Origin of the sequence: Luteibacter yeojuensis (assembly GCF_011742875.1) — a bacterium.
Lineage (GTDB): Bacteria > Pseudomonadota > Gammaproteobacteria > Xanthomonadales > Rhodanobacteraceae > Luteibacter > Luteibacter yeojuensis.
Map to the genome: position 1 here is coordinate 511,290 of NZ_JAAQTL010000002.1, position 23,489 is coordinate 534,778.

The following is a 23,489-nucleotide window of genomic DNA, read 5'->3' on the forward strand; positions in this document are numbered from 1 at the left end:
GCCAATGCCGAATTCTGTAGGAGCCGCTATAGCGGCGAGGGCCGCTTGCCAACCGCAAGATCACCGTGCCGAAGCCCCCACGCCGGGAACGATCGACGACAAGAGCAACGCCCCCCGCTTCACCTTCACGTACACCGAGCCCACGGCCTCCAGCTTCCCGCCCTTCAACCGCCAGGCCGAGACCATCCAGTCGCCGTTGATACGCCAGCCCACATGCCCGTGCCCGATGAAGCCGAGCAGGGTCTCGCCGCGGAAGTCGATCGGGAAGAACGTGGCTTCGGGTCCATAGCCCGTCATCTCGCCTTCCGCGAAACGGGCTTCGAAGGTGGGAAGGTCCGCATAGGCATTCGTGTCGCCTTTCGGAGCGATCCCGGAAGGTGACCGGGCGGGCGCGACCATGGCCTCGTAAGCGGTTTTCGCCGCGCCCGTCAGGGATCGGTCGAGCGTGCCCGGCACAGGGCTAGGGTCGTAGCGGGCCACCGCGGCCATGGCCGTGGTGGCGAAGTCGTCGCACGGCGACTGCTTCGGTGCACATGCGCTGCCCACAGGAGAAAGCGCATGGTCGAAACGCATCGTCAGCTGCGTGCCCGGACCGAACGTCCGCCCGTCCCACCGGCTCGCCTCAAGGTTCATCTCGCCGGCCGAGGGGTTGGTAAGCACCGTCGCGACCACGTCGTCGCCGATGCGCGCCATGCCGTGCACGGTCATGCAGTCACCGTCCCACATCGCAGGTGCATCGACCGCCACCGCCTTCGTTCCCTCGACACGGAATGCCGTCTCCGTCCAGCAATGCGCCGTGCCACCGACCGAGAAAAGCGAGCTCACGGTCGTGCCGGGAAGCTTTCGATAGCCCGACGAAGCGTCCAGCTCCCCGAGCGCCTTGCGCAGCCTGGCGTCGGGTTCATAGGGAAAGGATGTCGGATCGTCGAGCGAGGCATCGGTGGCGAGCGTTATCGGCAGCCCCACCTTGCCGAGGTCGGCCAACGCGTCGTAAGAACCCGCAGGCAGTCGGGACAGGCCCGCCCGCACCGCATCCAGCGGCTTCGGGGCCGTCCTGTCGAGGCCGCGGAGGAAGTCGATGCGTGCCGGGTATTGCCCGATATCGGCGGGCAATGGCTTGCCGGGACTGTCGCGAAGGAAATCCGTGATGGAAGCATCCCGGTCGGCCAGCCAGTGACGCTGGTCGAGCTTCAGCGCACCGCCCTTTTCCGGATGATTTTTCACGGCGGTGCGGAAGGCGGCGCCAAGCTGCCCATCGAGGGCGGAGACGGCGGGCGAGGCGCAGATTGCCTTCTCGACCGGCGTGGAGGCCTTGCCACAGTCGAAGCCCGCGGCATATGTCATGGCGGGAGCGAGCAGCAGCGCCGGCGACATCCATCGAATCGTCTTCCTCACGAGCAAACCTCCATCCTGCCGGCCTCCCGGCGGTCGGGGGTCATTCTAGAGAGGGAACCTGAAGGTGGCCTGCGGCACCTGTCACATAGGCTGTAGGCGTCGGCCTACAGGAATGCCGTCAAGGGTGCGCTATATTCCCTTCTTCCGATCGGCCAGCCGGGGGCACGGGCCGCGAACGGAACAGGGGAGACACCATGGCAAGACAGCCGTACATCCCAGGGCCGGTCCGATGACGACAGGCTTCAAGTCCGTCGATTTTCGACACGACGACGCACTCACGCGCGTTTCGTGGGACGCCTTCGAGCGCCTGATCGCCGATCACTACCGCGGCCTCGGATATGACGTGGTGCATACCGGCACGGGCGGGGGCATGCACCGCACCGACGGCGGCATCGACCTGAAGCTGCTGCGCGACGAGGAAGTGATCGTCGTCCAGTGCAAGCACTGGAACTGTTGGAAAGTGCCGCACAACGACGTGCACCAGCTCATCGGCGTGATGCATACGGCGGGCGCGACCGGGGCCATCGTCATTACCTCGGGCGAATTCACGGAAACCGCCATCGAAGCCGCCGCCAAGTTCCGGCACATCCGTCTCATCGACGGCAAGGCCGTGCGGGCCATGCTCGGTCCTGTCGCGGAGCCCGAACTGCCGCACGCCAGCATCGACGACATGCCGTCCTGGGCGAGCAAGGCACGCCGGTCGCGGCGCGCAAAGTCGAATCGCATGCCCTGGGTCGCGGCAGCCGGAGCCGTCCTTACCATGGTCGTCGCTTTGACGATGCTCTACAGCCACTACATTCGCGAGATCCACGCCGCCCAACTGGCTGCCATGCGCGCCACCGTCGCGCGCGCGGCCACCCAGGTCGCGCAGGCACGGCAGATGCCGGCCACGTTACCGGCACTGATCTCCCAGCGCCCCATGAACACCCTCAACGGCCGCCCCGCCATCGTGCACGACGTGCCGATGAACAAGTCGGACATTGCCGCATGGGAAAAGAAGAACGCGGAGTCGATGCGGATCCTGGAGAAGACGACGCCGTCGTTGCCGTAGTCAGCGCGACCGGCGTTTCGCCAACGCTTTGGACGAAAGACACGATTCGTCCCAGGTCGCCGAACGCACGAGCCGCTCTTCGCCAAAGCGATCTTTCGGCAGCGACACCGGCCCACTCTCCGTCATGGCCGCGCAACGATCGCCTGCGCATTCGATAGGAATGGCGGGCATGGGCTTCCCGTCGTCGGCTCGCCGGATGTCGACGACGGATACATCCACGAGCCCGTCGCGAAGCTGCCTGACTCTCGCCTCGAACCGGACGAACTCTCTCCTGCCCTCTTCCCATCCCTCTTCGCCGATCCCGAGCGATGGGAGTATCGGGGTCAAGGCCGTGATCCCGACCAGGACCGGTATCAGCAGCAGCGGAACGTACACCGCGATGAAGTAACCCGCCCACTTCGTCAACTCGTCGAGCGTCTTGGTAACCCTTGGCCCGATCAGGGGACCCTGCGCATTGGCACGATGCCGGACAGCCCAACGCTGCGCCTTTTCGGCAACGAATTCGATCAGGCGGTAGATGGCAACGATGATGAGCGACACGACGAGGATCGTACGCAGGGGATCGAACCGCGACCCGAAGAGGGACCCGCTCCACATGAAAAAGCCAAGAAATCCGTCATACAGCATGTCGGCGAACGAGTGCTCCGTCGCCATCAGCGGAAGGCCGATACTCCGCCAGTAGTTCGTATTGAACTCCCGTCCCGCCATGTAGAGGATGGCCGTTAACAAGGTCAGGTACGGAAGTCCACGCACCGCGTTCTTCAGGGCTGTCAGCAGCTTGTCCATGATCCCCGCTCCCTCGATGCGAACCGGGTGGACCGGCCGCTCCGGCATATGTAGCGGCAGCATGACGGCGAACTTGAGGTCCGCACGAACGCCCTACCCTCGGCGACGGACAAAGCCTGTTATCGCGGATAAGGCACGCGCTCGCCCGCCTTCAGCGCATCGAGGTCGCGATTGATCGTGGCGACGGCCACGACCTTGCCGTCCTTGATGTAGCGCACTTCGGCATCCTTGGCCGCGACGGAACCGATCTCCTCGATCGCATCCCACCCTTCGGCATGGCCGACGTAGCGGATGGTGACGTCGTAGTGGACGCTCCAGAAGAAGGGAGCGTCCGAGTAAGTGTCTTCCTCGCCCATCATGGCCGCCGCGGCGACCTGCCCCTGCCGCTCGGCCACGACCCAGTGTTCGATACGAACGGGATCGCCCGCCGCGCCAGGAAACCGCGCGATGTCGCCGGCAGCAAAGATGCCCGGGTCGGAAGTCCGCATGGACGCGTCGACGAGCACGCCGCGATCGAGCTTCAGACCGGCCTGCTCCGCGAGATGCAACCGGGGCTTCACGCCAATGCCCAGCACCACGCGCGAGGCGGCGACGACGGTACCGTCATCGAGCTTCACCAGGCCGTCTTCGTATCCCACCGCACGCCGTTCCAGGTGGAATACGACACCGTTCGCTTCATGCAACAAACGGATGAGACTACCGATCTGCGGCCCAAGCTTGGTCGCCAGCGGCGCGGGCTCCGGACCGATCACATGCACGGCCACCCCACGGTTCCGCAGCGACGCGGCCACCTCCATGCCGATGAAGCTGCTGCCGATCACGGCCACGGTCTGCGAGGCATCGATATCGCCGAGCACGGCGTCGGCGTCCTTTATCGTGCGCAAGGTATGGACGTGCGGCCCTTCGAAGCCCGGCGACGAAGGCCGGATCGGCTCGGCGCCGGTAGCAATCAGGAGCTTGTCGTACGCGAGGCTATCGCCGGAACCGAGAATGACGGTATGCGCCTTCGCATCGATAGCCGTGACCGACGTGTTCAGCCGTACGTCGATGCCCAGGTCCGCATAGAACGCATCGTCCTTCAACGGCATCCACTCAGGCTCCGCCGTGCCGGCGAGGTAGTCCTTGGAGACATTGGGGCGGTCGTAAGGCGCGTCGGCATCGGCACTGAGGACGACGATTTCGCCATCGAAGCCCCGCGTGCGCAGACGTTGCGCCGCCGCAAAGCCCGCGGCGCCGCCGCCTACGATGACCATGCGCCTGCTCGAGCGCGACTTGGGACACGATGGCGACGGCGTATCCAGCTTCTCGCGGACGAAGACTTTCCCGCCCACTTCCTCGACGCGCCAACAAGCAACGGGCGCGAGCGCCGGTGCCTTGGCGGCGCGACCGGTGCGGAGGTCGAAGCACGCATGGTGCCACGGGCACTGGATGGTGTCGCCAACCCGCAGGCCCGCGTACAACGGGCCGCTGTAGTGGCTGCAGGTGGCCGTCATGGCCACGATGCCGGCACGGGTCAGGGCAAGCATGACGGCTTCGCCATCCACGTGACCAGGGAACACCCCGTCTTCCGGAATCGCGGAGCGATCGACACCCTGCGAAAGGTCCGGCCCGATGGTGGCGGGATCGGCGACGACGTCGGTCATGGCTGGCTCCGGTGACGTGACTGGCTCGCATCGACTTTATGCGCCCGCGATCGTGCTGAATAGATGGGTTTGCGTGTGCGGGGTGTTGCATGGCGGGCAACAATGCATTGGGTCGAGGCCGGGCCCCCGGGCGCCTCGCCGTGATCCTAATGAGCATCTTTATGACCCTTGACGTCATTAACAAGCTCACACCCCCTTCGTAAAGTGTCTCCACCGACACAACGAAGGAATTGGCACCATGTCACGCCTGCACACCCCCGCCCTCGACTCCGCCACTGGCCCGACCGCCGAGGTTTACGCCCAGATCAAGAAAAGCCTCGGGCGGGTTCCCAACGCCATGGCGGCCATCGGGGCGCATGGCCCGGAGGCCTTGAAGGCCATCCTGGAGGCCGAGGGCGTGCTGGCAGCCAGCTCCCTCAGCAAGCAGGACCAGGAAACCATCAAGCTCGTCGTGAGCGTCGCCGCCGGCTGCGACTACTGTGTCGCCGCCCATAGCCTCGTCGGCAAGTTGGCCGGCCTCGAGCCCGGCACCCTGAAAAGCATCCGCGACGGGTCGCCGACCGGCGACGAGAAGCGCGACGCGCTGATCCGCTTCGTCCGCAACCTGGTCGAAACCAGCGGAACGATCGAACCGGCCTCGTTCGCCGAGATCAAGGCCGCCGGCTACACCGACGCCGAGCTCGTCGATATCAGCCTGACCATCGCGGTCATCGTCTTCACCAACACCTTCAACCGCATCAACGACACGACGGTCGACTTTCCGTCGGTGTGACGAAAGCGGCTACAGCATTCCCAACCATCAAGGGGTACGAATTGAACAAGGTCCACATCCGGCACAACATGATAGACAAGGCCATCGTCGCCCTGTCGAACACGGCGCTATTCCGCGGCGAGATAGGTCACCACCTGGTGCGCGCGGCCATGGTCTTCACGTTCGCGATCTTCAGTTACCAGAAATGGTTCAGTTTCGAAGCGCACCAGATCAGAGGGTTCATCGAACATAGCCCCGTGGTGTTCTGGTTGATTCCCGCCTTCGGTGTCGACGGTGCCGCCCACTTCCTCGGCGCGACCGAAATGCTGTTCGGCAGCCTCATCCTCCTTGGCTTCTGGAACAGGAAGCTTGGCATCCTCGGCGCAGCCGGCTCGGTCGTCACGTTCATCGGCACCGTCACCATCATGCCGTTCCTGCCGGGTGCCTGGGCGTCGGAAGCGGGTGGCTTCCCGGCCATGTACCTCCCCGTCGCGTTCCTCGTGAAGGATGTGCTCTTCCTCGCCGTGTCGCTTTACCTCCTGCAACACGACGTGAAGCGGGCCGCGCTCGAGATCGCACAGAAGTAAGACAGGCAACACAGCCGAAACCCGTCGCCGTCCGATGCCTGGGCGGCGCCAACGACATCGATCAATGAAGGAAACGCGTCATGGAACGCATCGTCACCCCTGCCCTCGAATCCGCTACCGGCGCCGCCGCCGCCGTCTTCTCCAACATCCGCAAAGCGGCAGGATATGTCCCGAACTGCTACGCCGCCGTCGGTTCGCTCAAGCCCGCCGCGCTCAAGGCGATCCTGCAAGCCGACGGTGTACTGGCTTCGAGCACGCTCAGCACGAGGGACAAGGAAACCGTGAAGCTGGTGGTCAGCGAAGCCGCGCAATGCGATTACTGCATCGCGGCGCACAGCCAGCTCGGCGCGCGGGCCGGACTCGAAGCGGAAGATATCCGGCGGATCCGCGCCGGCGAGCCCACCGGTGACACGAAGCGCGATGCCCTCGTGCAGTTCGTACGAGTCCTGGCGAAGGGCCATGGGACGGTGTCCGACGCACAGTTCGCCGCCATCAAGGCAGCCGGATATACCGACGCGCAGCTCGTAGATATCAGCCTCGCGATCGCCGTTACGTCGTTCACCAATGCGTTCAATCGCATCAACGACACACCGCTCGATTTTCCGTCCGCCGAGTGATGCCGGAGCCCGCCGTGAACGAGACGACAGACTGGCTGAGCCGCCTGCTGGAATTCGCACCGGTACGCGGCCGGCTCGACCTGAGATGCGTGTTCGGTGCGCCGTGGCGCATCGAACAGCCACACGCCGACTCGGGCGAGATGCCCTACCACGTCGTGCTGGCCGGTTCGGCCACGCTGGAGGATCCGGAAAACGGCTCCTCCATCCGGCTCAAGGCCGGCGATATCCTGGTGTTTCCGAAGGGCGCCTCACATGTGCTGCATGATGGCAGCGGGGCGTCACCCGCACCGACACGGGAACGGGAAGCCGCCAGCATCGTCGTCAGCGAGAACACGGGCGCCGGTGCGCGCCTGGACATGCTATGCGGCCACTTCGTCGTGACCGCCGCTCACGAACGCCTGCTCCGCAACCACCTCCCGGAGCGGTTGATCGGAAGATCGAGCGGTGCCGACGAAGAGACATCGAGGCAACTGAAAGGCCTGGCGACGCTCATGCGTGCCATTACGGATACCGAAACGCTCGGCGCCCATGCCATGCTCGACGCGTTGTCGACGGCGCTCTTCACGGTGGCATTGCGCCTGGCCAGCGAGTCGCGGGACCCGTCTCCCGGGCTGCTTTCGCTGGCGGGATCGCCCCGCCTCGCACCCGCGCTGGAGGCGATATTCCGCGACCCCGCACGTGCCTGGACACTCCCGGAACTCGCACAGCTCTGCACCATGTCGCGGGCCACGTTCGTCCGTCTTTTCCGCGAAAAGCTCGGCGCGTCAGCCAGCGACCTGCTCACCGATATCCGCATGACCATGGCGGCCAACGAACTCAGGAAGCCGTCCGCGCATGTCGCCGCCGTGGCGGGCATCGTGGGTTATCAGTCGGAGGCGGCGTTCCAGCGGGCGTTCAAGAAGCACATGGGGGTGACGCCAACGCATTGGCGGAAGTTGTCCGGGCACCACGGTCATGGCGAAGATCCCGCGACATAGCTTCGCGACAGGCTAGTTCAAGCCGGGGGACGTCGGGGCCACGACATAGATCGGGGCGCCTGCATGGTCGAGGCGAACAGCCTCGGGGATGGTGATGGCAAAGCCGTATGCCGTGCCGCCCGTGCCGCACATGGCCGTGTCGGTGGCACTGCTGGGCTTGTTCGCCAGAACGGACGAGCTCATGGGCGTAGCCGTTCCTGCGGGGCCGTCGATGAATACTTCCACTGCCGTCCATCGACCTGCAACCGCTCGAGACTCATCAGGTTTTGCTCCGAGCGTCGGCTAACGACAAGAACCAATGCTCGTTCAGACACTCCTGTCGGAGACGGCCGTTGAAGCTCTCCACCACGGCGTTGTCGGTGGGCGTGCCGCGGCGTGAGAAGTCTAGCTCCACTCCGTTTTCGTATGCCCATCGATCCATCACCTTTCCTGCGAACTCACTGCCGTTGTCCACTTTGATGGCCGCCGGCTTGCCGCGTTGAGCGACCAGGCGCGTCATCGCTTCGGCCACGTGTTCGCCACGCAGCGATTGATCCACCACAATGTCCAGGCACTCGTGAGTGAAATGGTCGCTCACCGTCAGTAACCGAAAACGACGACCATCGAAGAGCGCGTCGCTGACGAAGTCCATACCCCAAAGTGTGTTGGCCGCCGTTGCCAACCTGATCGGCTGCCGACGACGGGCACTGCGGCTGCGACGCGGCCGGCAAAGCCGCAATGAAAGGCCTTCTAGCTTATAAAGACGGTGCACGCGCTTGTGATTGTCCCGCCAGCCCTCACGCCGCAGCATGATAAAGACTCGCTCACATCCGTAGTGAATTCGCGTCTGCGTGATCTCCCGCATGCGCTGCCGGATCGCACTGTTGTCGCGCGACTTGGCTTGATACGAATACGATGATCGTGACATCGACATGATCCGTAAGGCGCGTCGCTCGCTTGCGCCGAAGCGCTCCTGCAGCTGGCCTACCCAGGCTCGCCTTTGGGCAGGCCTTAGAGTTTTTTTGTGACCACCTCTTGGAGCATGGCCTTGTCCAGGCTCAGATCGGCCACCAGTTGTTTGAGCTTGCGATTCTCGTCTTCCAGCAAGCGCAATCGCTTCAGCTCCGAAGGCCCCAGACCGCCGTATTTTTTCCGCCAGACGTAGAACGTCGCCTCGGAGATACCCATCTTGCGGCAAATCTCCCCGACCGCCGTGCCCAACTCGGCCTGCTTGAGCGCGTAGGCCATCTGCTCCTCGGTAAAACGCGACCTCTTCATGCGCTGACTCCTCGTTTGGTAACGTGACCTGCCCCCAGCAGCCGTACCAGTGATCACTATGAAAGTCCGGGGTTGAAGGTTACTGCGTTGACGTCCCGTTGTGCGCGGTGGTGGGCAGCGAATTGCGACGGTGGAATACGGCCACAGCTGCTATGGGGCCGAACCTCGTTGTAATCCCGACGCCAGCTTCCAATGACGTCACGCGCTTGGATCAGTGACGTGAACCAATGCTCGTTGAGACATTCGTCGCGGAACTTGCCGTTGAAGCTTTCGATGTAGCCGTTCTGCGTGGGGCAGCCCGGTTCGATCAGGAGGTGCTCGATGCCATGCTGCTGCGTCCAGGCGATGAAAGCACGACTGGTGAATTCGGGCCCGTTGTCGGTGCGTACGGCGCGTGGATAGCCACGGAAACAGGCGGCCTGATCGAGAAAACGTACGACGTAGACACCGCTGATGCCATGGTCCACCGCGATGTCTACGCTCTCGCGAGTGAAGTCATCGACCATGGTCAGGCATTTGATCCGGCGCCCGTTGGCCAGGGCATCGAAGACGAAATCCATGCTCCAGGTGTCGTTGGGCCGACACGAAGCCCGCAGCTTCTGGCGCTCGCCGACCGGGCGCTTCGCCTTGCGGCGACGGCGCACCGACAGCTTGGCCTCCTGATATAGGCGATACACTTTCTTGTGGTTCACCGTCGGGAATTCCGGCTTCAACAGGTCGTGTAGGCGGCGCTAACCGAATCGGCGGCGTACCTACACCAACTCGACCAGCCACAGCGACAACGCCTGCGTGGCAGGCGTGGGCAGCGGTTCATGACGGAAAGCATCGCGGGACAGCCCCGCAAGGCGGCAAGCCCGGCGCTCGCTGATCGAGGTCAGCTTGCACATGCGTCGGATTGCCTCGCGCCCGCGTTGCGGGACTAGCGTTTTACCCCGAACCCGACCTTCAGCGCCTCGATGTCCAAGTGCGCCTCCGCCAACAGACGCTTCAGCCGACTGTTCTCGGACTCCAGGTCCTTCAGCCGCCTGGCGTCCTCGGCCTCCATGCCGCCGTACTTGGCCCGCCAGGCGTAGAAGCTGGCGGGACTGAAACCGTTTTGCCGGGCCAGCTCCGAGACCGCCATGCCTGCGTCGGCCTGTTTGATGAAGCCGATGATCTGCTCGGTAGTGAAACGACTCTTCTTCATATCCGTCCTCGTGATTGACGGACTTTACAGCTTCACGTGGTACGGCTCAGTGGGGACAGGTCAAGCCTCCACGAGAACCGGGGCGGTTCAGACGGCGCTTCCTCGCGCCGTCTGCACCACGTTATCCGCACCGTCGTACTGCATGACGGTGTTACCAGTCTCAGGTTCGATCACCCGACATGAGTTGCGGAGCGCTTGTCTGGTCGGACTGTACGTTGCGTATCGCCCATAAGCTCGGCGTGACGCTGGCCGCGACGCCTCGCGACGAAACCAACGGGAGTTCGCTTTATTGCGATATTTTTCGACTGGATGGGACGTATGCGGAAGCTGGCCGCGTGCACAAGGCGGTGTAGGGCTTTACGGTGAAGGCGACCAAACGAACCAATTGTTCGATGTCCTCACCCAAAGAAGAGGAGCACAACTACCATTGCTGCGGAGTGAAATATCGCGAACGTGATCATTCGCAGTATAAGAACACCATCATTCCTCCAGCACAATTTGAGAATCAATACTGTATTGAGCAGTAGCCAGGCGACATAAAAAATGTAATAGCTCAACCCGCCCGATCCGACCAACAAGGTAGCAAGGATCTTGCCCAAGACGAACATGGGCAAGATAAGAATGAAGAACAATATCTTGTCAAACAACATGCGTACCTTTGTTTACCCATCAAGGTTTAGCTGGAGGATTCCTCAGCGAACTTTGAGGAGCTTCGTCGGCGCAATGTCCGTTGTCGTCACACCCACCTAGATCTTCGATGTGAGTAACTACTTCCACGCCAAAGCCGACTGGAGTCACCTTAAGTACGCCACTCTTTGCGATCTTAGCTGTTTTGAACGTTAGCATCTTTACAATTCTATTCGATAGAAAGTCATCTATCCGCCGAACTACAGGCTTGAAAATGCTCGGTCTGAAGATCCGCCGCCCACCGGGCGGGCGGAAGATCGGTGGGGGAATCCCTACGGAACCGGTGTTGGGTGTGACCTTGACTTCGTCAAGCTGCACGATGCTCTTCGACGGAGGCGGAGGGGGCGATGTCGTTGGAGCTTGATCGTCCTTAGGCAACGGTAGAGGCGGCTCAGTTGCGGGACACTCCTGACCGTCGACACTTATCGGACAGAGCCCCGTGGGATCCCAATTGACGACGGGGTTGTCACTTGCATAGGCGTAGTCGTCGACGTTGAGAAGGTTCGCCAACTCCGAACTAAGAGGGTCCACGCTCATGAATCGCCCGATATCAGGATCGTAGTACCGCGCTTGCATGTAGACCAAGCCAGAATCGAGATCATAAATATGCCCCGTATAGCCGGGACCCGGCTCCGCGACTCCAAGCACCTGCCCGCCATACGGCCGGTAGTCCGCTGTCGACAGCACATTACCCGCTTCATCGGTTGTCGCCAGCACCGTCCCCTGCGGGCTTGTGTAGTAATAAGTCACCGTCTCCGCAGCAACAGACGAATTGCCGCATAACGCCGCCAGCGTAATCGCGATGAAACAAAGGAAGCGACCAGCAACCCCACGAACCGACCTGCAAAGCTCAATCATCGCCATCGTCCTCATGTCGCGCTCACCCAGGCAGAGCAGCCATACGCGTTACACGCACGGACCTGGTAGCCATACAGAATGATTTCCCCGATGGGTCCTGTTTCGACGAGTTGTTTCAGCGTCGGCATGTTCACGTGCCATGTCGTGGTCGTGTTGTTGCGAAGCACCTCGTGGTATGTCGCACCTGGCGTGGCATTCCATGTGATGGTCAGCGTCTCATGGCTGCCGCTGAAGGCATCGACGGCGTGGACATTGGTCGGTGCCGGCGGAACGTTGGTCACCGTCACTGTCACAACTGCGCTGTTCGGCCCGCATCCGCCGGCATTGCACGCGTTGACGTAATAGTTGTACGAGCCATCGGGGCGGTTCGAAGTAGGCCAACTGCCGGCGGCCGTGTTCTGGACCAACCCCCATCCACCGCCGTTGTATCGCTCATAGAGGGCATACCGTGTCGCCCCCGCGACGCCACTCCAGCTCACTGTCCACGCTCCGTTGTGCACGGCAGCCGGGGCACTGATGGAGGGAGTGCCGCTGGGTGGGATGGTCACCACGACCCCACCGCTCGTCTTGTATGGCCCGCACACACCGCTCCCGTTACAACCGGTCACGCGGTACGTATACGTACCCGTGACCCCGACAGTCAGGGCCTTGGACGTCGCAGCTCCCGAGTAGGCTAAGGTCCAGGCTCCGCCATTGATGCTCTGTTCGAGGTGATAGGTAGCGGCGTAAGTCGCCGCCGACCACGACACCGTGATCGGTCCGTTGCTCGTGGCTGGCACGGAGATGGTCGCCGGTGCCGGCGGAATATGCGCCACCGTGACCGTGTTCGAGACTTTTTCGATACTGCAGTTCACCGTGACGCAGGCGCGAACCCGGAACGTCCAGTTTCCATCGGCCGGGCCGCCGAACACGGTCGACAGGTTCGTACCGGTATACAGACTGGACCAGGCGCCACCGTTGAACTGCTTTTCCACCTGATACGCGGTGGTCCGCGCCGAGGCTGCCCAGCTTACGGTGATGGACGCGAGGTCCCCCGCCACGACGGCGGTCGCACTGGCAGGGGTATCGGGCGCCGATGCCGAGGCGGGCACGAACGGCACACCCGAATTTGCGAGCTGCTGGTCGGGGCCGCCGATATTGGAATGGGCCACGACATAGATCGGGGCGCCTGCATGGTCGAGGCGAACAGCCTCGGGGATGGTGATGGCAAAGCCGTATGCCGTGCCGCCCGTGCCGCACATGGCAGTGTCGGTGGCACTGCTGGGCTTGTTCGCCAGAACGGGCGAGCCCATGGGCGTACCCGTTCCTGCGGGGCCGTCGATGAATACTTCCACCGGGACAGGGTCCGTGGAGCCCTGCGAGCAAGCCCAGCCGTTCAGTGTTGCGATCACGCCGCTCTCGGTGACCCCACCAACGAAGCCGATAAGGGTCTCGTGCACGTTCTCCGCGGCGGCAACGAGCTTCTTGCCGAGGTAGATATAGTCTTTGGCTCGCTGGGTGGACGGGTTGTACTCCCACATCAACTGACCCGAGGCGCTGTACGCGGAGTACTTGGGAAGCACGGCGCCCGCCGGCGTCTGCTTCACGCGGCGACCGTTCGCGTCATACGCATAGTCCGCGATGCCGGCGATGCCACTGAGCCGATCCGCCAGGTCGAAGGCCAGCACCTGCCCTGCCCTGCTTGTTACGTTGCCGCGCACGTCATAGGCGTACGAGGAAGTCACACCGTCAGTCGTCGTGATGGAGTCCAGGCGATTCGACGCGCCATAAGTGTAAGTGCGTCCCGTCGTCACTCCGCCATTGAGGGTATCGATGCCCGTGATGTTGTTAAGCACATCGTAGTGGTAGGTATCTTTGCCCCACAGCGGCACGGATTCCGCCGTGACAAGTCGGTTGAGCGCGTCATAGGTAAAGGTCTTGCTCCGCTGCCCGCCGCCCAAGTGGTCCTCGATGTGGGTGATGTTGTCCGTCCGGTCGTACGTCAGTGTCTGATCGATGACCGTGGCTGCCGCTGTTCCATAGGTGAAATCTTGCAGTGTCATCCGGTCATTTTCCCGTGCAAAATAGGCCGCACCGCTACCGAACGCGAACGACTCCAGGTTTCCGTCAGGGAAATAGCTGACCGCCGTGGCGTATGTGCCTGCCTGCGTAGCACGCCCCAGGGCATCGGGCGTGTAACCCACGATCTTGCCATCGGGATACGTGATCGCGGACAGCGCCCCCTTCGCATCGTAATCGTAGGCGATGTCCCACTGCCGTCCATCGACCTGCAACCGCTCGAGACTCATCAGGTTGACGTTGTTACGCGCGTACGACCAGATGGTGTCCACACCGGCTTGAGCCGTCGCCGGATTGCCGAGGCCGTCATAAGTCAGGGTCACGGAGGGCGAACCATCCGGATAGGCCACTGAAGTCAGCCGGTTCATCGCATCGAAACTGCGTACCACCGTCGATCCGGCGGGCATGTCCGTGGCAGACAGGCATCCGTCGCCGCTGACGGCGATGCCTCGCGCCGTCTGCACCACGTTATCCGCACCGTCGTACTGCATGACGGTGTTACCGGTCTCGGGTTCGATCACCCGGCAGGCACGGTGGAAGGCGTCATACTTGTAAAGCTTCTCGCCGCGCGGGTCCGCCCCCATCTGATGGATAGCCAGAACATCGCCAAAAATCGTTCGGTCGATGACCTGGTCCACACCTTCCGGCGCCTGCACTCGCAAAGGCTGCTCGTAGGAGGGCGCGTCGAAGACCTGGAATGTAGTGGTGATTTCATTCCCACGCGGATCGGTGAACTTCCGGCGCGCACCACTGAGATAGGCCGTACCGGTCGTCAGGACCACATCGTCACCGGCGTCTCGTGTCGAGCTGGTTTCCCTGCCCAGCGCATCGAAGATATGCCTGACACCCTTCTGAGTCGGATCGTAAGCGGCTGAGCCGGCAATCGGATACGATGCGAAGGTCTGGTTGCCGCGCCAGTCGTAGTTCGCCAACGTGGTGATCGTCAAAGCGCCGTCCGAGGCACGACGCTGTTCGGATGAGATAGGGTGGAGCAGGGCATCGAATCGCTGTATGTCCGCGCGATCGTGATGAGTGACGGTGCGCCGCCAGTGGCTGCCGGCGATACCCGGCTCGCTCCCCACGAATTCATACGTGAAGATCTTGGGAGCCCAGGTCTTGCCGTTCGCCTCGGTCTGGTAGTCGACCTGGGTAAGACGACCGATGCCGTCGTAGTGATAACCCGTTGTCACGCCGCGCTGGTCGGTTGCCGAGACGATCTGGCCGAGGTCGTCGACGACAGCGGTCTGGGTATGTGTATCCGGGTAGGTCACCAGCTGCGGAATGCCGCGCCGGTAGTTCGACAGGCTGGTGGTGTGCGCATTGCCATCTGTGAACGAGGCCAGGTCGCCACCGTTCCAGCCGTAGGTCATCACCGTGCGGCCGAAGCTCTTTCGCTCGGTCGGCCGCGCCAGCGCGTCAAAGATCGTCTCCGAAACGGTCGTGGTCGCGGTGGGTTCGATGACCTCAAGTTTCCTGGTCTGGCCAAGCACCCAATGCGCCAGGTCATCGTTATACGTCGTTCGCTCGGTGCGAGTGCTCTGGCCGGCCATACCGACCGTGCCGCGGTTGACGGTGAGAGGGCGCGCGAAGACATCGAAACTACCCGATGCTACTTGCCACTGGTAGGTATCGCCGTCTTGCAGGAGGGTCCGCTTCGAGACCGGTGAAAGCATCTCGGTCTGATCGTGGTTCATCAGGCCCTGCAGGTTGTCGCCAAGCCGGGATGGCCATGGGCCGGCGGTCGCAGCAGCATATTCGGTGATTTCCGAGCGAGTGGGATTCACGCCGCCGACGGGATAGGTGTCCTCCCGCTTCAGCAGTGTTTCAGTCGAGCCCCACTGATTGGAAAACGTATGCACCACGCGGCTGCCATCGGGATCCGTTTCCTGTGTCCACACGGTGTTCGTGCAGCCACTCGTGCAATCGGTATTCCAGCTTGCATTGGCGGGCGAATACGTGAAGCTCCAGAGCTGGTCGACGCCCGCCCCCGTATAGTGTTTCTGCGAGATCGCAGACGACACATAGGCGTGTGGGATCTGGATGATGTTCACGCCGCGGTCGAGGATGCATCGCCTCGGTACGTTCGAACGACCACGCACGACGGAGGTCAGCGTGAACGTGCCGGTAAGCCCGGACGGGTGCGTCAGCGTCGCCACGTCCGAAACGGGGGTTCCGCCTGCGGTGTACACACATCCTTCGTAGTCGACCCGAAGCTTGTCCGGCTGGGCCGATTGGCCGGTGGCGAGCGCCTTCATGTTGGAGAACGACCACGAAGAGCTGTTCGGCAGCGTCACACTGGCGAGAACCGGCTCGTCGGCCGTGCCGCCATAGGTGTAGGTCCAGGTCCTGTCGCCCGTCGCCGCGTGCTGAGTCACCGTCGTGATGCGTTCACCCACCGGGAACAGGCCCGAGGAATGCTGCCACTGCGCATAGGTGAACGTGACACTGCGGCCATCGTCCGCCGTGATCGACGTCAGGCGGTTGTTTGCGTCATAGCTATAGCTGAGCCGCCTGCCGAAACGATCCTCGGCGCGGCTCGCCTGCAAGGTCACGACGCGCCGCTTCAGGGCGCCGCCGCCGGGATGCGCGAGCGTGGAGGTCGGGCGCCACGACAGTCGGTCCAGCCAGTAACGGGTGCCGTCCGGTGCGACGGCGACGAAGGTCTCGCCAACCCCTGCGGTGTTCTCGCAGCCGAGCGCCCAGTTCTGCCGCGTAACGGCGGTAAACGGCATGGCCGAGCCGTCCGCACGGGTCATCTGGGGCACATTGTTGTTACCGGGATCCCGCTGGAGGACATCCTGCGCACCGGCGCCCGGAATCTTCAGCTGGATACCATGCCACCACTGGTTCGGCGTCCACATCACGCCGTCCTCGCCCGGTTTGGTCGGCACGTCGATGGTGCCCGCCCCGTAGAAGCGCGTGCAGCGTTGCGGCTCGTCAATGAAATACCAGAAGGACTCGTCGTGACCATCTTCGTCCGTGAACCTGGTTTCGGCAGAGAGCGTCTCCAGCTGCGGAACCGTCATGTCCCAGTCGGTGAAGCCTTGGGCAGCCAGCTCGAACACATAGGCATTCGGACCGCCTACCGGTCGCGCATGGATCGTTCGCTCCACGATGATGGGCAGGCCATTGCCCTTAGCCTCGAGGTCCACCTGTCGGAACGAAAGAGACCCATCGTAGGTACTTATGGATTCGCCGAAGGCGTCAGGCCCCAGCGGCTGAATGTCTTCATTGACCCGAAGAAGCTTCTTCCATTCCGACTCGATCGACACCGACTGCGCGGTAACCGCCGTCGTCATCATCCCTAAAACACACGCGAAAACCGCATCGCGCGTACGCGACCGCCTGGAAGCACCCATCCGTTGTTTTCCCCTGTCGAACAGCTTGTTCGGAACGAGGTCGGACTAGGTGGCCCGGTCCTCGCGCGCACTTCGTGTCGCAGGGTTATACGAGGGTAGCGGTGTGAAACGCAATAGGTTGCGACGACAGGCTTCGAGGCCGCGTAGCGCGTTTGCTCTAAGCGCGAATGACAGTTGCCGAAATTGCATACCTCTCGAAACTATTCTCGAATCGGTGTTTCGCCAGCCTACTTACCGGCATCCCAACGCGAGATAAGCATCATGCTGCTGTAGTCCCTGCGGACGAACGAAGGATCCTTGTACGCCATGATGTCTGCGAGGCCCGTGCCCTGGGTCGTCCCGATGCAGCGAAAGCCGGCGTCCTAATCGAGGGCATCCTTGCAGGCCTTGCCAAAGTGAATGCTACCGTTTGGATAGCCGTTGCTGTTCACAAGAAGCAAGCCCGCCGTACGGCGCCCGGCGACCGGGTCGCCGGCGCACCCGTGAGCCCGTGTTACGACGGCACGACAAGGAGAATGCGATGAACGGACCGAAAGACCACCCCCACCTGACCGACGCGGATGCGACCGCGCACGCATTGATGAACGAAGCCACCGAGTGGTTGCAGCACGCGCGGGGCATCAGCAGCCTTCTGGCCTCGTTGATCTACGAGGCGGAAGGAGTGAAGTGCAAGGACATGGCATCGGCACTCGATGCCATCGAGGCGATGACGCATATGGGCCTGCAATGTGCGACGCAGGCGCATACGCGGATGGTTTGGGATCAGACGCCACCGGTGAATGACGTTCTCAGGGTGGTGTAGTCGGTGAGGCCGACGCGTCTCCCGCACCGGGCTTCACCACCTTGGGGGAGGCGCACAGGCTGGACCGTGCCATTGGTCGGGGTCGACGGTGCAGCCTCGCGTGGTTACGCTCGATTTCCACAGGGACAGGGGAAGACGATGCAACTTACGCTCAAGATCGTGGCCAGCCTATGCCTGGCGATTGGCGGGTGCGGGACGGCCTGGACGAAGGATGCATGTGAGGTGGCGCGCCATCCCGCCGATCCGGTCATCCGCCTGCCCTTTTCCACCGTCGATGACCGAATTTATGTTGAGGCGCACATCAACGGTCGCGGACCGTTTCGCTTTGCGGTAGACACCGGTGCAAGCGGCGTCGGGCGACTCGATACCAGCATGCTTTCTGCACTCGGCTTGCAAACCAGCGGCAATACGACGACGTCGGACGCGGTAAAGACCGCCGAGGTAAAGACGACGCACCTGGATTCGCTGACGCTGGGCTCACTTACGCGCCGTGACATCGACCTGATCACGCGCGATTACAAGAAGCATGCAAAGGGCGATGCGGCGTTCGACGGCATCCTCGGCCGTGACTTCTTCGCCGATGGCCTGGTTGTCATCGATTATGAAAGGCGGCAGATCGAGTTCAGCAGGGCTTCGCACCTGGCGCAAGACGACAGCGGCGCGCTGCCTTACGAACGCGCATTCCGTGTACCCATTCGTATTCATGGGGATCCGTTTGAAGCCCATCTTGATACCGGTGCGAATGTGGGCATGGTGGTGCCGCGCGCGCTGTGGGACAGTGTTTCGTCGGCTCCCCTGGCGCAGGCAGGCACGGGGCAATTGTCGAATACGAAGATCGACACTGCGCGAGGCGTCGTTGCGGGTCCCCTGCAACTCGGGGCCATGACGCTCGAGAACCTGGATGCGAGGGTTTCCGATCGCTTCCCTGAAATCCTGATGGGTGCGCACGCCCTGTCTTCATCGATCCTCGCCATCGATCAGCGCTCGCGTGCCATCGCCGTTTGCCCGATCTGATTCGTCACGTGCCCGCCAGGGCTCAAGTGACATCGCTCCCTGCCGATAACCCCGGAAGACTTGGGACTCCGCAGCCCGCAAGGGGCCGCGCGAAGCAATCGACAGGGAGTGAATATGCATCAGGTAAAGCGAATCGTTATCGCGCTCGCGGCAGTCGGCCTCATGGTCATCGCGCACCTTTCCAACGCGCAGGCCGCCGATCCCCACCAGCGCATCGTCTACATCGCCGAAGCGGCCGACGTCGTCTGCGCCAAGGCGGCTACAGGTGGGTGGAGCGCGTCGGCGAACGTATCGGCCGACGTGAAGGCGGAGGTGAGCAAGGTGCTTCGCAAGATCGTGAAGGCGGAGGGAGATGCCAAGGCGGGCGTCCAATGGGAACGCCATGAGGGCGTTCTTGCCAGCCAGGTCCTCGACGCCGCCAAGGCATCCGACGACTGCCGGCGCCACGTCTTCGATGCCATGAAGGACTATTTCTTTCCGACGCTGCCGCACCCTGCCCCGATGACCACCGGCAAGAACAGCCCGGTCATCCAGCACATGAGTGGCGGAACGCTGAAGATCGGAGACTGACCATGCGCCTCATCTTGCTCCTCATCATCGTGCTCGCCGCGGGATCGGCATACGCCAACCCATCGACGTCGGGCAATTGCAGTCCCGCCCTGGGTAGCCAGACCGGCAATGCGAAAATCGTCATTCGCTGCACCTACGGTGGATCCACCGTTCAGGACAGCTACCTCAAGGCGACCCACCCCACGAAGCTGGGGTTTCCGAGCATCGGCTTTTCGCGCTGGTTCGAGGACCAATCGCGGCCGTTCCTGTCGATCGAGCTGAGTCCGGAATCGGATCTTCCTGCCATCAATACCATCGTCGAGGTGCTGAAGCCGGGAACGTCCGCGCAGATGAGCGCGCTCAAGCCCTTTGCGGTGGAAAGCAGCGGCATCTTCAGGGCCGTGGGAACGAAGCAGGTGACCGTCGAGAAGGGCGAGCCGACCAACTACCCTTTTCTTTCGCTCGATGATCTGCTCAAGAAAGTCCACGGCGTTCCCGACGACTTCTGCCCCTACGATGCCGGATTCACCATCGGCACGACGCCCGAAGAAAACAAGGCGAGAGAAGCCGAGTCGCTCCAGAATCTATTGGTCTCGGTACGCGACAGCTCTATAGAGCAGCCTTTCGGTCCGATGAAGGCCGCACAGACAGTCCAGAAAGGACTGCTTCTTCGCATTCGTTACCAGACCATCTTCGGCGACAAGATCACTTTGTACAAACAGGTGTTCGTCAATTACGCCAGGAAGGGAGCGACGGCTACCGTCTGGTATCCGAGCAAATCGGCGCTGGGCCCGCTTCAGTGCATTACTGACGAGCATCCCAACGCCTGGCATTGACGACTGGGTCTGATGCCTGGCGGTGCCGCACCGTGTTGTATGAGCGTCAGTGGCATCTGATCGATCCGCAAAACATGCCACCAGAAGAACAGGCGCTGCTGGATCATCTGGTGAAGCACTACGGTGGAGAGGTTCTGCATGTTTAACCGCCCCCATCATCAGCGCATCATGAAGATCCTGAAGTCCCTCAACAGCCAGATTCTGCAAGCGCGACGTGCGGGCATGCCGAGAAGCTCTTGGCAACTGCCGGCGGGGCCTTGATTGTACGGCGTCACATACGACGCGGTCGCTACTACTTCCCGGTATTCCAGCGCGACTTCAGCATCATGCTGCTGTAGTCCCTGCGGACGAACGTGGGGTCCTTGTACGCCATGATGTCCGCGAGGCCGGTGCCCTGGGTCGTTTCGGGACGGTGCTTGAGGCTGTCGTAAGCGGTTTGCATAAAGCCCTCAGCGAAGCGGGCGGGGCGCGGATGGGCCGCCTCGACGGCATTCCGCTCGGCGGCGGTGAAGTCGTCGTAACCGGCGGCGACGAGATCCATGTTGGCACCCTCGGCAAGCAGGGTGGCGATGGGGAAAAGATGCGGCGGAATGCCATTGGTCGTGTGCAGCGCGATCGCAAGCCAGATGTTCTGGCTGTCCGTGTCCGATACGCCGTGCTTCTTGAGGAAGTCGCGTGCGGCGTTCGCACCATCCACTTCGAAGCGCGAGTGACTTGTGCCATACCCTGACGTCATGCCGAAGTCGTGAAACATGGCCGCCACGTAAAGGAGTTCCGGGTCGACGCTGAGCCCCTTACGCTTTCCCGCCAGGGCCGCCCAGTAGTAAACGCGCACGGAGTGCTGAAAGAGGAGGTCGCCCTCGGCATCGCGAACGATGCGGGTGACGTCGCGAGCCATCTTGCTGTCGGGGAGTCGCACGCCGGATACCTCGCTGGATTCAGGCATGGGCGCCGAGGGCTGGGGCTCCCGTGCCAACGAAGGACCGGCCATCGCGATGGCAATGGCGATACAAATGGCGGTGATGGGCCTGCGGCTCGGCATGTTCGTTCTCCGTGTTTCAGGCCAAATCTAGGCGCCGCCCGGCCCTGAAAGCTTGCAAATAATACCTTGGTGCATCCGATGGTCGCCCGGGTCCGCTTTGCCCCTCCCATGTCCCGCTCACCACAAATCCGACGCCAGTCGCGGCAGGCGCCGATACACTCGGTCTCCATGACCCTCCTGACCCGCCCTTCCCTGACCGCCGCCCAGGCCGAACGTGTCCCGATGCGGGGCACCGCGCTGCTCGCCGGGCTCTGGGCGGCGTTCTGGCTGCTGATGATCTGGGCTTCGGCGCAGGATGCGCTGCGCAACCCGGCCATCGCATGGTGGGAACCGGTGCTGTGGGAGGGCAGTTCGGTGGTGGTGGCGACGGGCTGGGCCTGGCTGGCGTTGCGTGCACGCGATCGGTACGCGCCCTACCTGGAGCACCCGTTGACCTGGTTCGGCCGGTACCTGCGCTGGCTGCCCTTGGCGGATATCACGTTCGTCGTGGCGGTGTATGCGATACGGCACGGCGTGTACGCCGCGATGGGGCGTCCGTACGAGCACGCGGGGTGGATGTTCGTCTTCATCTACGAAAGCGTGAAGCTCTGCCTGTTCGCCGGGCTGTGGCTCGGCATCCTGTTTGGCATGGACTCGTATGGCCAATGGCGACACCAGCGGCAGGGCTTGCTGGAGGCGCAGCGTGCACTGGCCGAAGCGCAGCTGGTCCAGCTGCAGGGTCAGTTGCGGCCGCACTTCCTGTTCAACGCGCTGAACACGGTATCGGCGCTGATGCATACCGATGTCGCGCGTGCCGACCGCCTGGTGGCGACGCTGGGCGATCTTCTCCGCGCGAGCCTTCGCACCGTCGGCACGGAGATGATGCCACTCCGCGAGGAGCTGCGCCTGCTTGCGCTGTATGCCGATGTGATGGGCGAGCGCTTCCGTGACCGGGTCGTGGTCGCGTGGGACGTGGATGAGGCGGTGGGCCATGTGCCGGTGCCGGCGCTGTTGTTGCAGCCTCTGCTGGAGAACGTGTTCAAGCACGGGGTGGAGCGGACCATCGGGACAGTCACGGTGGTGATCGAGGTTCGTGGAATCGACAATCCGGCAGGCGTGGAGGTGTCTGTGAGCAACTCGGGCGTCACGTTATGGCCAGGCCATCGGGATGGGCTGGGCCTGCGGAACTGCCGCGAGCGGCTGCGGATCCTTTATGGCGACCGCGCGTCGCTGGCCGTGGTCGACGAGGACGATGGCGTGGTCGCGAGGGTGCGGCTGCCGTTGGCGGAGCGTGTGGCGTGATCCGCGTGGTGATCGCCGACGACGAGGCGCCTGCGCGCGAGAAGATCGCGCGATGGCTCTCGGAACAGCCGGACATCAGCGTGGTCGCCGCGGCCGAGGATGGTCTTGCCGCGGCACAGGCCATCGCCAAGGAGCAGCCGGATGTTGCGTTTCTCGATGTGCAGATGCCGGCGCTCTCGGGTCTTCAGGTAGCTGCTCAACTGGATGCGGCCACGGCGCCGCTGATCGTGTTCGTCACCGCGTTCGACGAACACGCCGTGCGCGCCTTCGACCTGAATGCCGTCGATTACCTGCTCAAGCCCTATGACCAGGAACGCCTCCTGCGCACGCTGGAGCGCGTCCGCTCCCGGGTGGCCGCGCACGACGTGGGTACGGCGGCGGTGGCGGTCGGCCGCGCGCAGGCGCCACCGTGCGAGCGCCTGCTCGTGCCCGATGGCGAGCGTCTTCACTTGCTGGACGCAGCCACCGTCGACTGGCTCGAGGCCGACGACAACTACGTGCACGTCCACACGGCATCGCGCCGGTACATGCTACGCCGGACCTTGATGGACCTGCTGGCCCAGCTTGGCGAGGAGCGTTTCGTGCGCATCCATCGTTCGGCCGCCGTCAACATCGGTGCCATCGGCTCGTTGACGCCGCTGTTCAAGGGCGACCACGAACTGCACCTCCGCAACGGCACCACGCTGCGCCTTAGCCGGCGTTACCGCGATGCCTTCTTTGCCCGCATGGGCCAGTAGCTTCCACTTCGCCCCG

At 62.9% G+C, this 23,489-nt stretch carries 18 protein-coding genes and 2 pseudogenes; 11 read left to right on the forward strand and 9 right to left on the reverse strand.

What is annotated here, in order from left to right; translation table 11 throughout:
* Window positions 1-60 precede the first annotated feature (60 nt).
* Window positions 61-1,395, reverse strand: a complete 1,335-nt coding sequence (locus HBF32_RS17240) for a lysozyme inhibitor LprI family protein (protein WP_166701015.1) — start codon at window positions 1,393-1,395, stop codon at window positions 61-63.
* Between the two features lie 229 nt (window positions 1,396-1,624).
* On the opposite strand from HBF32_RS17240, the gene HBF32_RS17245 reads away from it, so the two are divergent.
* Complete coding sequence (locus tag HBF32_RS17245) at window positions 1,625-2,446, forward strand: restriction endonuclease (RefSeq protein WP_166701016.1); 822 nt, start codon at window positions 1,625-1,627, stop codon at window positions 2,444-2,446.
* On the opposite strand, the gene HBF32_RS17250 is transcribed toward HBF32_RS17245, so the two are convergent.
* Window positions 2,447-3,232, reverse strand: a complete 786-nt coding sequence (locus HBF32_RS17250) for a hypothetical protein (RefSeq protein WP_166701017.1) — start codon at window positions 3,230-3,232, stop codon at window positions 2,447-2,449.
* Window positions 3,233-3,351: 119 nt separating this feature from the next.
* Window positions 3,352-4,875: an FAD-dependent oxidoreductase gene (locus tag HBF32_RS17255; protein ID WP_166701018.1), complete on the reverse strand. Its 1,524-nt coding sequence runs from the start codon at window positions 4,873-4,875 to the stop codon at window positions 3,352-3,354.
* 238 nt (window positions 4,876-5,113) lie between these two features.
* Between HBF32_RS17255 and HBF32_RS17260 the strand changes: the two genes are divergently transcribed.
* The 4 genes from HBF32_RS17260 (at window position 5,114) to HBF32_RS17275 (ending at window position 7,807) form a co-directional block, all read left to right on the forward strand.
* Window positions 5,114-5,647 (forward strand): carboxymuconolactone decarboxylase family protein, encoded by a 534-nt coding sequence (locus HBF32_RS17260; RefSeq protein WP_166701019.1) that lies wholly within the window; start codon window positions 5,114-5,116, stop codon window positions 5,645-5,647.
* Window positions 5,648-5,688: 41 nt separating this feature from the next.
* The gene (locus HBF32_RS17265; RefSeq protein ID WP_205287767.1) at window positions 5,689-6,213 is read left to right on the forward strand and encodes a YkgB family protein; all 525 of its coding nucleotides are present in this window, start codon (window positions 5,689-5,691) and stop codon (window positions 6,211-6,213) included.
* Between the two features lie 80 nt (window positions 6,214-6,293).
* Window positions 6,294-6,830 carry a carboxymuconolactone decarboxylase family protein gene (locus HBF32_RS17270; RefSeq protein WP_166701020.1) on the forward strand — a complete coding sequence of 179 codons (537 nt, stop codon included), beginning with the start codon at window positions 6,294-6,296 and terminating at the stop codon, window positions 6,828-6,830.
* A 14-nt stretch (window positions 6,831-6,844) separates the two neighbouring features.
* Window positions 6,845-7,807: a cupin domain-containing protein gene (locus tag HBF32_RS17275; protein WP_338039826.1), complete on the forward strand. Its 963-nt coding sequence runs from the start codon at window positions 6,845-6,847 to the stop codon at window positions 7,805-7,807.
* Between the two features lie 12 nt (window positions 7,808-7,819).
* On the opposite strand, the gene HBF32_RS17280 is transcribed toward HBF32_RS17275, so the two are convergent.
* The 5 genes and pseudogenes from HBF32_RS17280 to HBF32_RS17300 form a co-directional block, all read right to left on the reverse strand.
* Window positions 7,820-7,990 carry a hypothetical protein gene (locus HBF32_RS17280; protein WP_166701022.1) on the reverse strand — a complete coding sequence of 57 codons (171 nt, stop codon included), beginning with the start codon at window positions 7,988-7,990 and terminating at the stop codon, window positions 7,820-7,822.
* A gap of 82 nt (window positions 7,991-8,072) precedes the next feature.
* A pseudogene (locus HBF32_RS17285) lies at window positions 8,073-9,064 on the reverse strand (IS3 family transposase); the annotation flags it as partial.
* A 56-nt stretch (window positions 9,065-9,120) separates the two neighbouring features.
* Window positions 9,121-10,250, reverse strand: a pseudogene (locus tag HBF32_RS17290) (IS3 family transposase).
* A gap of 669 nt (window positions 10,251-10,919) precedes the next feature.
* Entirely contained in the window at window positions 10,920-11,810 is an 891-nt protein-coding gene (locus HBF32_RS17295) for an RHS repeat domain-containing protein (RefSeq protein WP_166701024.1), read from the reverse strand.
* Window positions 11,807-17,212 carry an RHS repeat domain-containing protein gene (locus HBF32_RS17300; protein WP_166701025.1) on the reverse strand — a complete coding sequence of 1,802 codons (5,406 nt, stop codon included), beginning with the start codon at window positions 17,210-17,212 and terminating at the stop codon, window positions 11,807-11,809. The genes HBF32_RS17295 and HBF32_RS17300 overlap by 4 nt, the downstream gene beginning before the upstream one ends.
* 520 nt (window positions 17,213-17,732) lie before the next feature.
* Here HBF32_RS17300 and HBF32_RS17305 point away from each other — a divergent pair.
* The 4 genes from HBF32_RS17305 (at window position 17,733) to HBF32_RS17320 (ending at window position 20,413) form a co-directional block, all read left to right on the forward strand.
* Entirely contained in the window at window positions 17,733-18,014 is a 282-nt protein-coding gene (locus HBF32_RS17305; RefSeq protein ID WP_166701026.1) for a hypothetical protein, read from the forward strand.
* 138 nt (window positions 18,015-18,152) lie between these two features.
* Window positions 18,153-19,028 carry a retroviral-like aspartic protease family protein gene (locus tag HBF32_RS17310; RefSeq protein WP_166701027.1) on the forward strand — a complete coding sequence of 292 codons (876 nt, stop codon included), beginning with the start codon at window positions 18,153-18,155 and terminating at the stop codon, window positions 19,026-19,028.
* A gap of 114 nt (window positions 19,029-19,142) precedes the next feature.
* The gene (locus HBF32_RS17315) at window positions 19,143-19,598 is read left to right on the forward strand and encodes a hypothetical protein (protein ID WP_166701028.1); all 456 of its coding nucleotides are present in this window, start codon (window positions 19,143-19,145) and stop codon (window positions 19,596-19,598) included.
* Between the two features lie 2 nt (window positions 19,599-19,600).
* Window positions 19,601-20,413 (forward strand): hypothetical protein, encoded by an 813-nt coding sequence (locus HBF32_RS17320; protein WP_166701029.1) that lies wholly within the window; start codon window positions 19,601-19,603, stop codon window positions 20,411-20,413.
* A 292-nt stretch (window positions 20,414-20,705) separates the two neighbouring features.
* On the opposite strand, the gene HBF32_RS17325 is transcribed toward HBF32_RS17320, so the two are convergent.
* Window positions 20,706-21,455, reverse strand: coding sequence for an HD domain-containing protein (locus HBF32_RS17325; protein ID WP_166701030.1), 750 nt, complete (start codon window positions 21,453-21,455; stop codon window positions 20,706-20,708).
* A gap of 168 nt (window positions 21,456-21,623) precedes the next feature.
* On the opposite strand from HBF32_RS17325, the gene HBF32_RS17330 reads away from it, so the two are divergent.
* Both HBF32_RS17330 and HBF32_RS17335 read left to right on the forward strand, forming a co-directional pair.
* A complete protein-coding gene (locus HBF32_RS17330; RefSeq protein ID WP_166701031.1) occupies window positions 21,624-22,736 on the forward strand; it encodes a sensor histidine kinase in 1,113 nt (370 codons plus the stop codon).
* Entirely contained in the window at window positions 22,733-23,473 is a 741-nt protein-coding gene (locus HBF32_RS17335) for a response regulator (protein ID WP_166701032.1), read from the forward strand. The genes HBF32_RS17330 and HBF32_RS17335 overlap by 4 nt, the downstream gene beginning before the upstream one ends.
* The last annotated feature ends 16 nt before the right edge of the window (window positions 23,474-23,489 follow it).

What these genes read in the sequence shown, in the direction of transcription:
- HBF32_RS17245 (WP_166701016.1), top strand. Translation starts at nt 1,625, where the DNA reads ATGACGACAGGCTTCAAGTCCGTCGATTTTCGACACGACGACGCACTC.
- HBF32_RS17250 (WP_166701017.1), bottom strand. Translation starts at nt 3,232, where the DNA reads ATGGACAAGCTGCTGACAGCCCTGAAGAACGCGGTGCGTGGACTTCCG.
- HBF32_RS17255 (WP_166701018.1), bottom strand. Translation starts at nt 4,875, where the DNA reads ATGACCGACGTCGTCGCCGATCCCGCCACCATCGGGCCGGACCTTTCG.
- HBF32_RS17260 (WP_166701019.1), top strand. Translation starts at nt 5,114, where the DNA reads ATGTCACGCCTGCACACCCCCGCCCTCGACTCCGCCACTGGCCCGACC.
- HBF32_RS17270 (WP_166701020.1), top strand. Translation starts at nt 6,294, where the DNA reads ATGGAACGCATCGTCACCCCTGCCCTCGAATCCGCTACCGGCGCCGCC.
- HBF32_RS17280 (WP_166701022.1), bottom strand. Translation starts at nt 7,990, where the DNA reads ATGAGCTCGTCCGTTCTGGCGAACAAGCCCAGCAGTGCCACCGACACG.
- HBF32_RS17295 (WP_166701024.1), bottom strand. Translation starts at nt 11,810, where the DNA reads ATGAGGACGATGGCGATGATTGAGCTTTGCAGGTCGGTTCGTGGGGTT.
- HBF32_RS17300 (WP_166701025.1), bottom strand. Translation starts at nt 17,212, where the DNA reads ATGGGTGCTTCCAGGCGGTCGCGTACGCGCGATGCGGTTTTCGCGTGT.
- HBF32_RS17305 (WP_166701026.1), top strand. Translation starts at nt 17,733, where the DNA reads ATGAACGGACCGAAAGACCACCCCCACCTGACCGACGCGGATGCGACC.
- HBF32_RS17310 (WP_166701027.1), top strand. Translation starts at nt 18,153, where the DNA reads ATGCAACTTACGCTCAAGATCGTGGCCAGCCTATGCCTGGCGATTGGC.
- HBF32_RS17315 (WP_166701028.1), top strand. Translation starts at nt 19,143, where the DNA reads ATGCATCAGGTAAAGCGAATCGTTATCGCGCTCGCGGCAGTCGGCCTC.
- HBF32_RS17320 (WP_166701029.1), top strand. Translation starts at nt 19,601, where the DNA reads ATGCGCCTCATCTTGCTCCTCATCATCGTGCTCGCCGCGGGATCGGCA.
- HBF32_RS17325 (WP_166701030.1), bottom strand. Translation starts at nt 21,455, where the DNA reads ATGCCGAGCCGCAGGCCCATCACCGCCATTTGTATCGCCATTGCCATC.
- HBF32_RS17330 (WP_166701031.1), top strand. Translation starts at nt 21,624, where the DNA reads ATGACCCTCCTGACCCGCCCTTCCCTGACCGCCGCCCAGGCCGAACGT.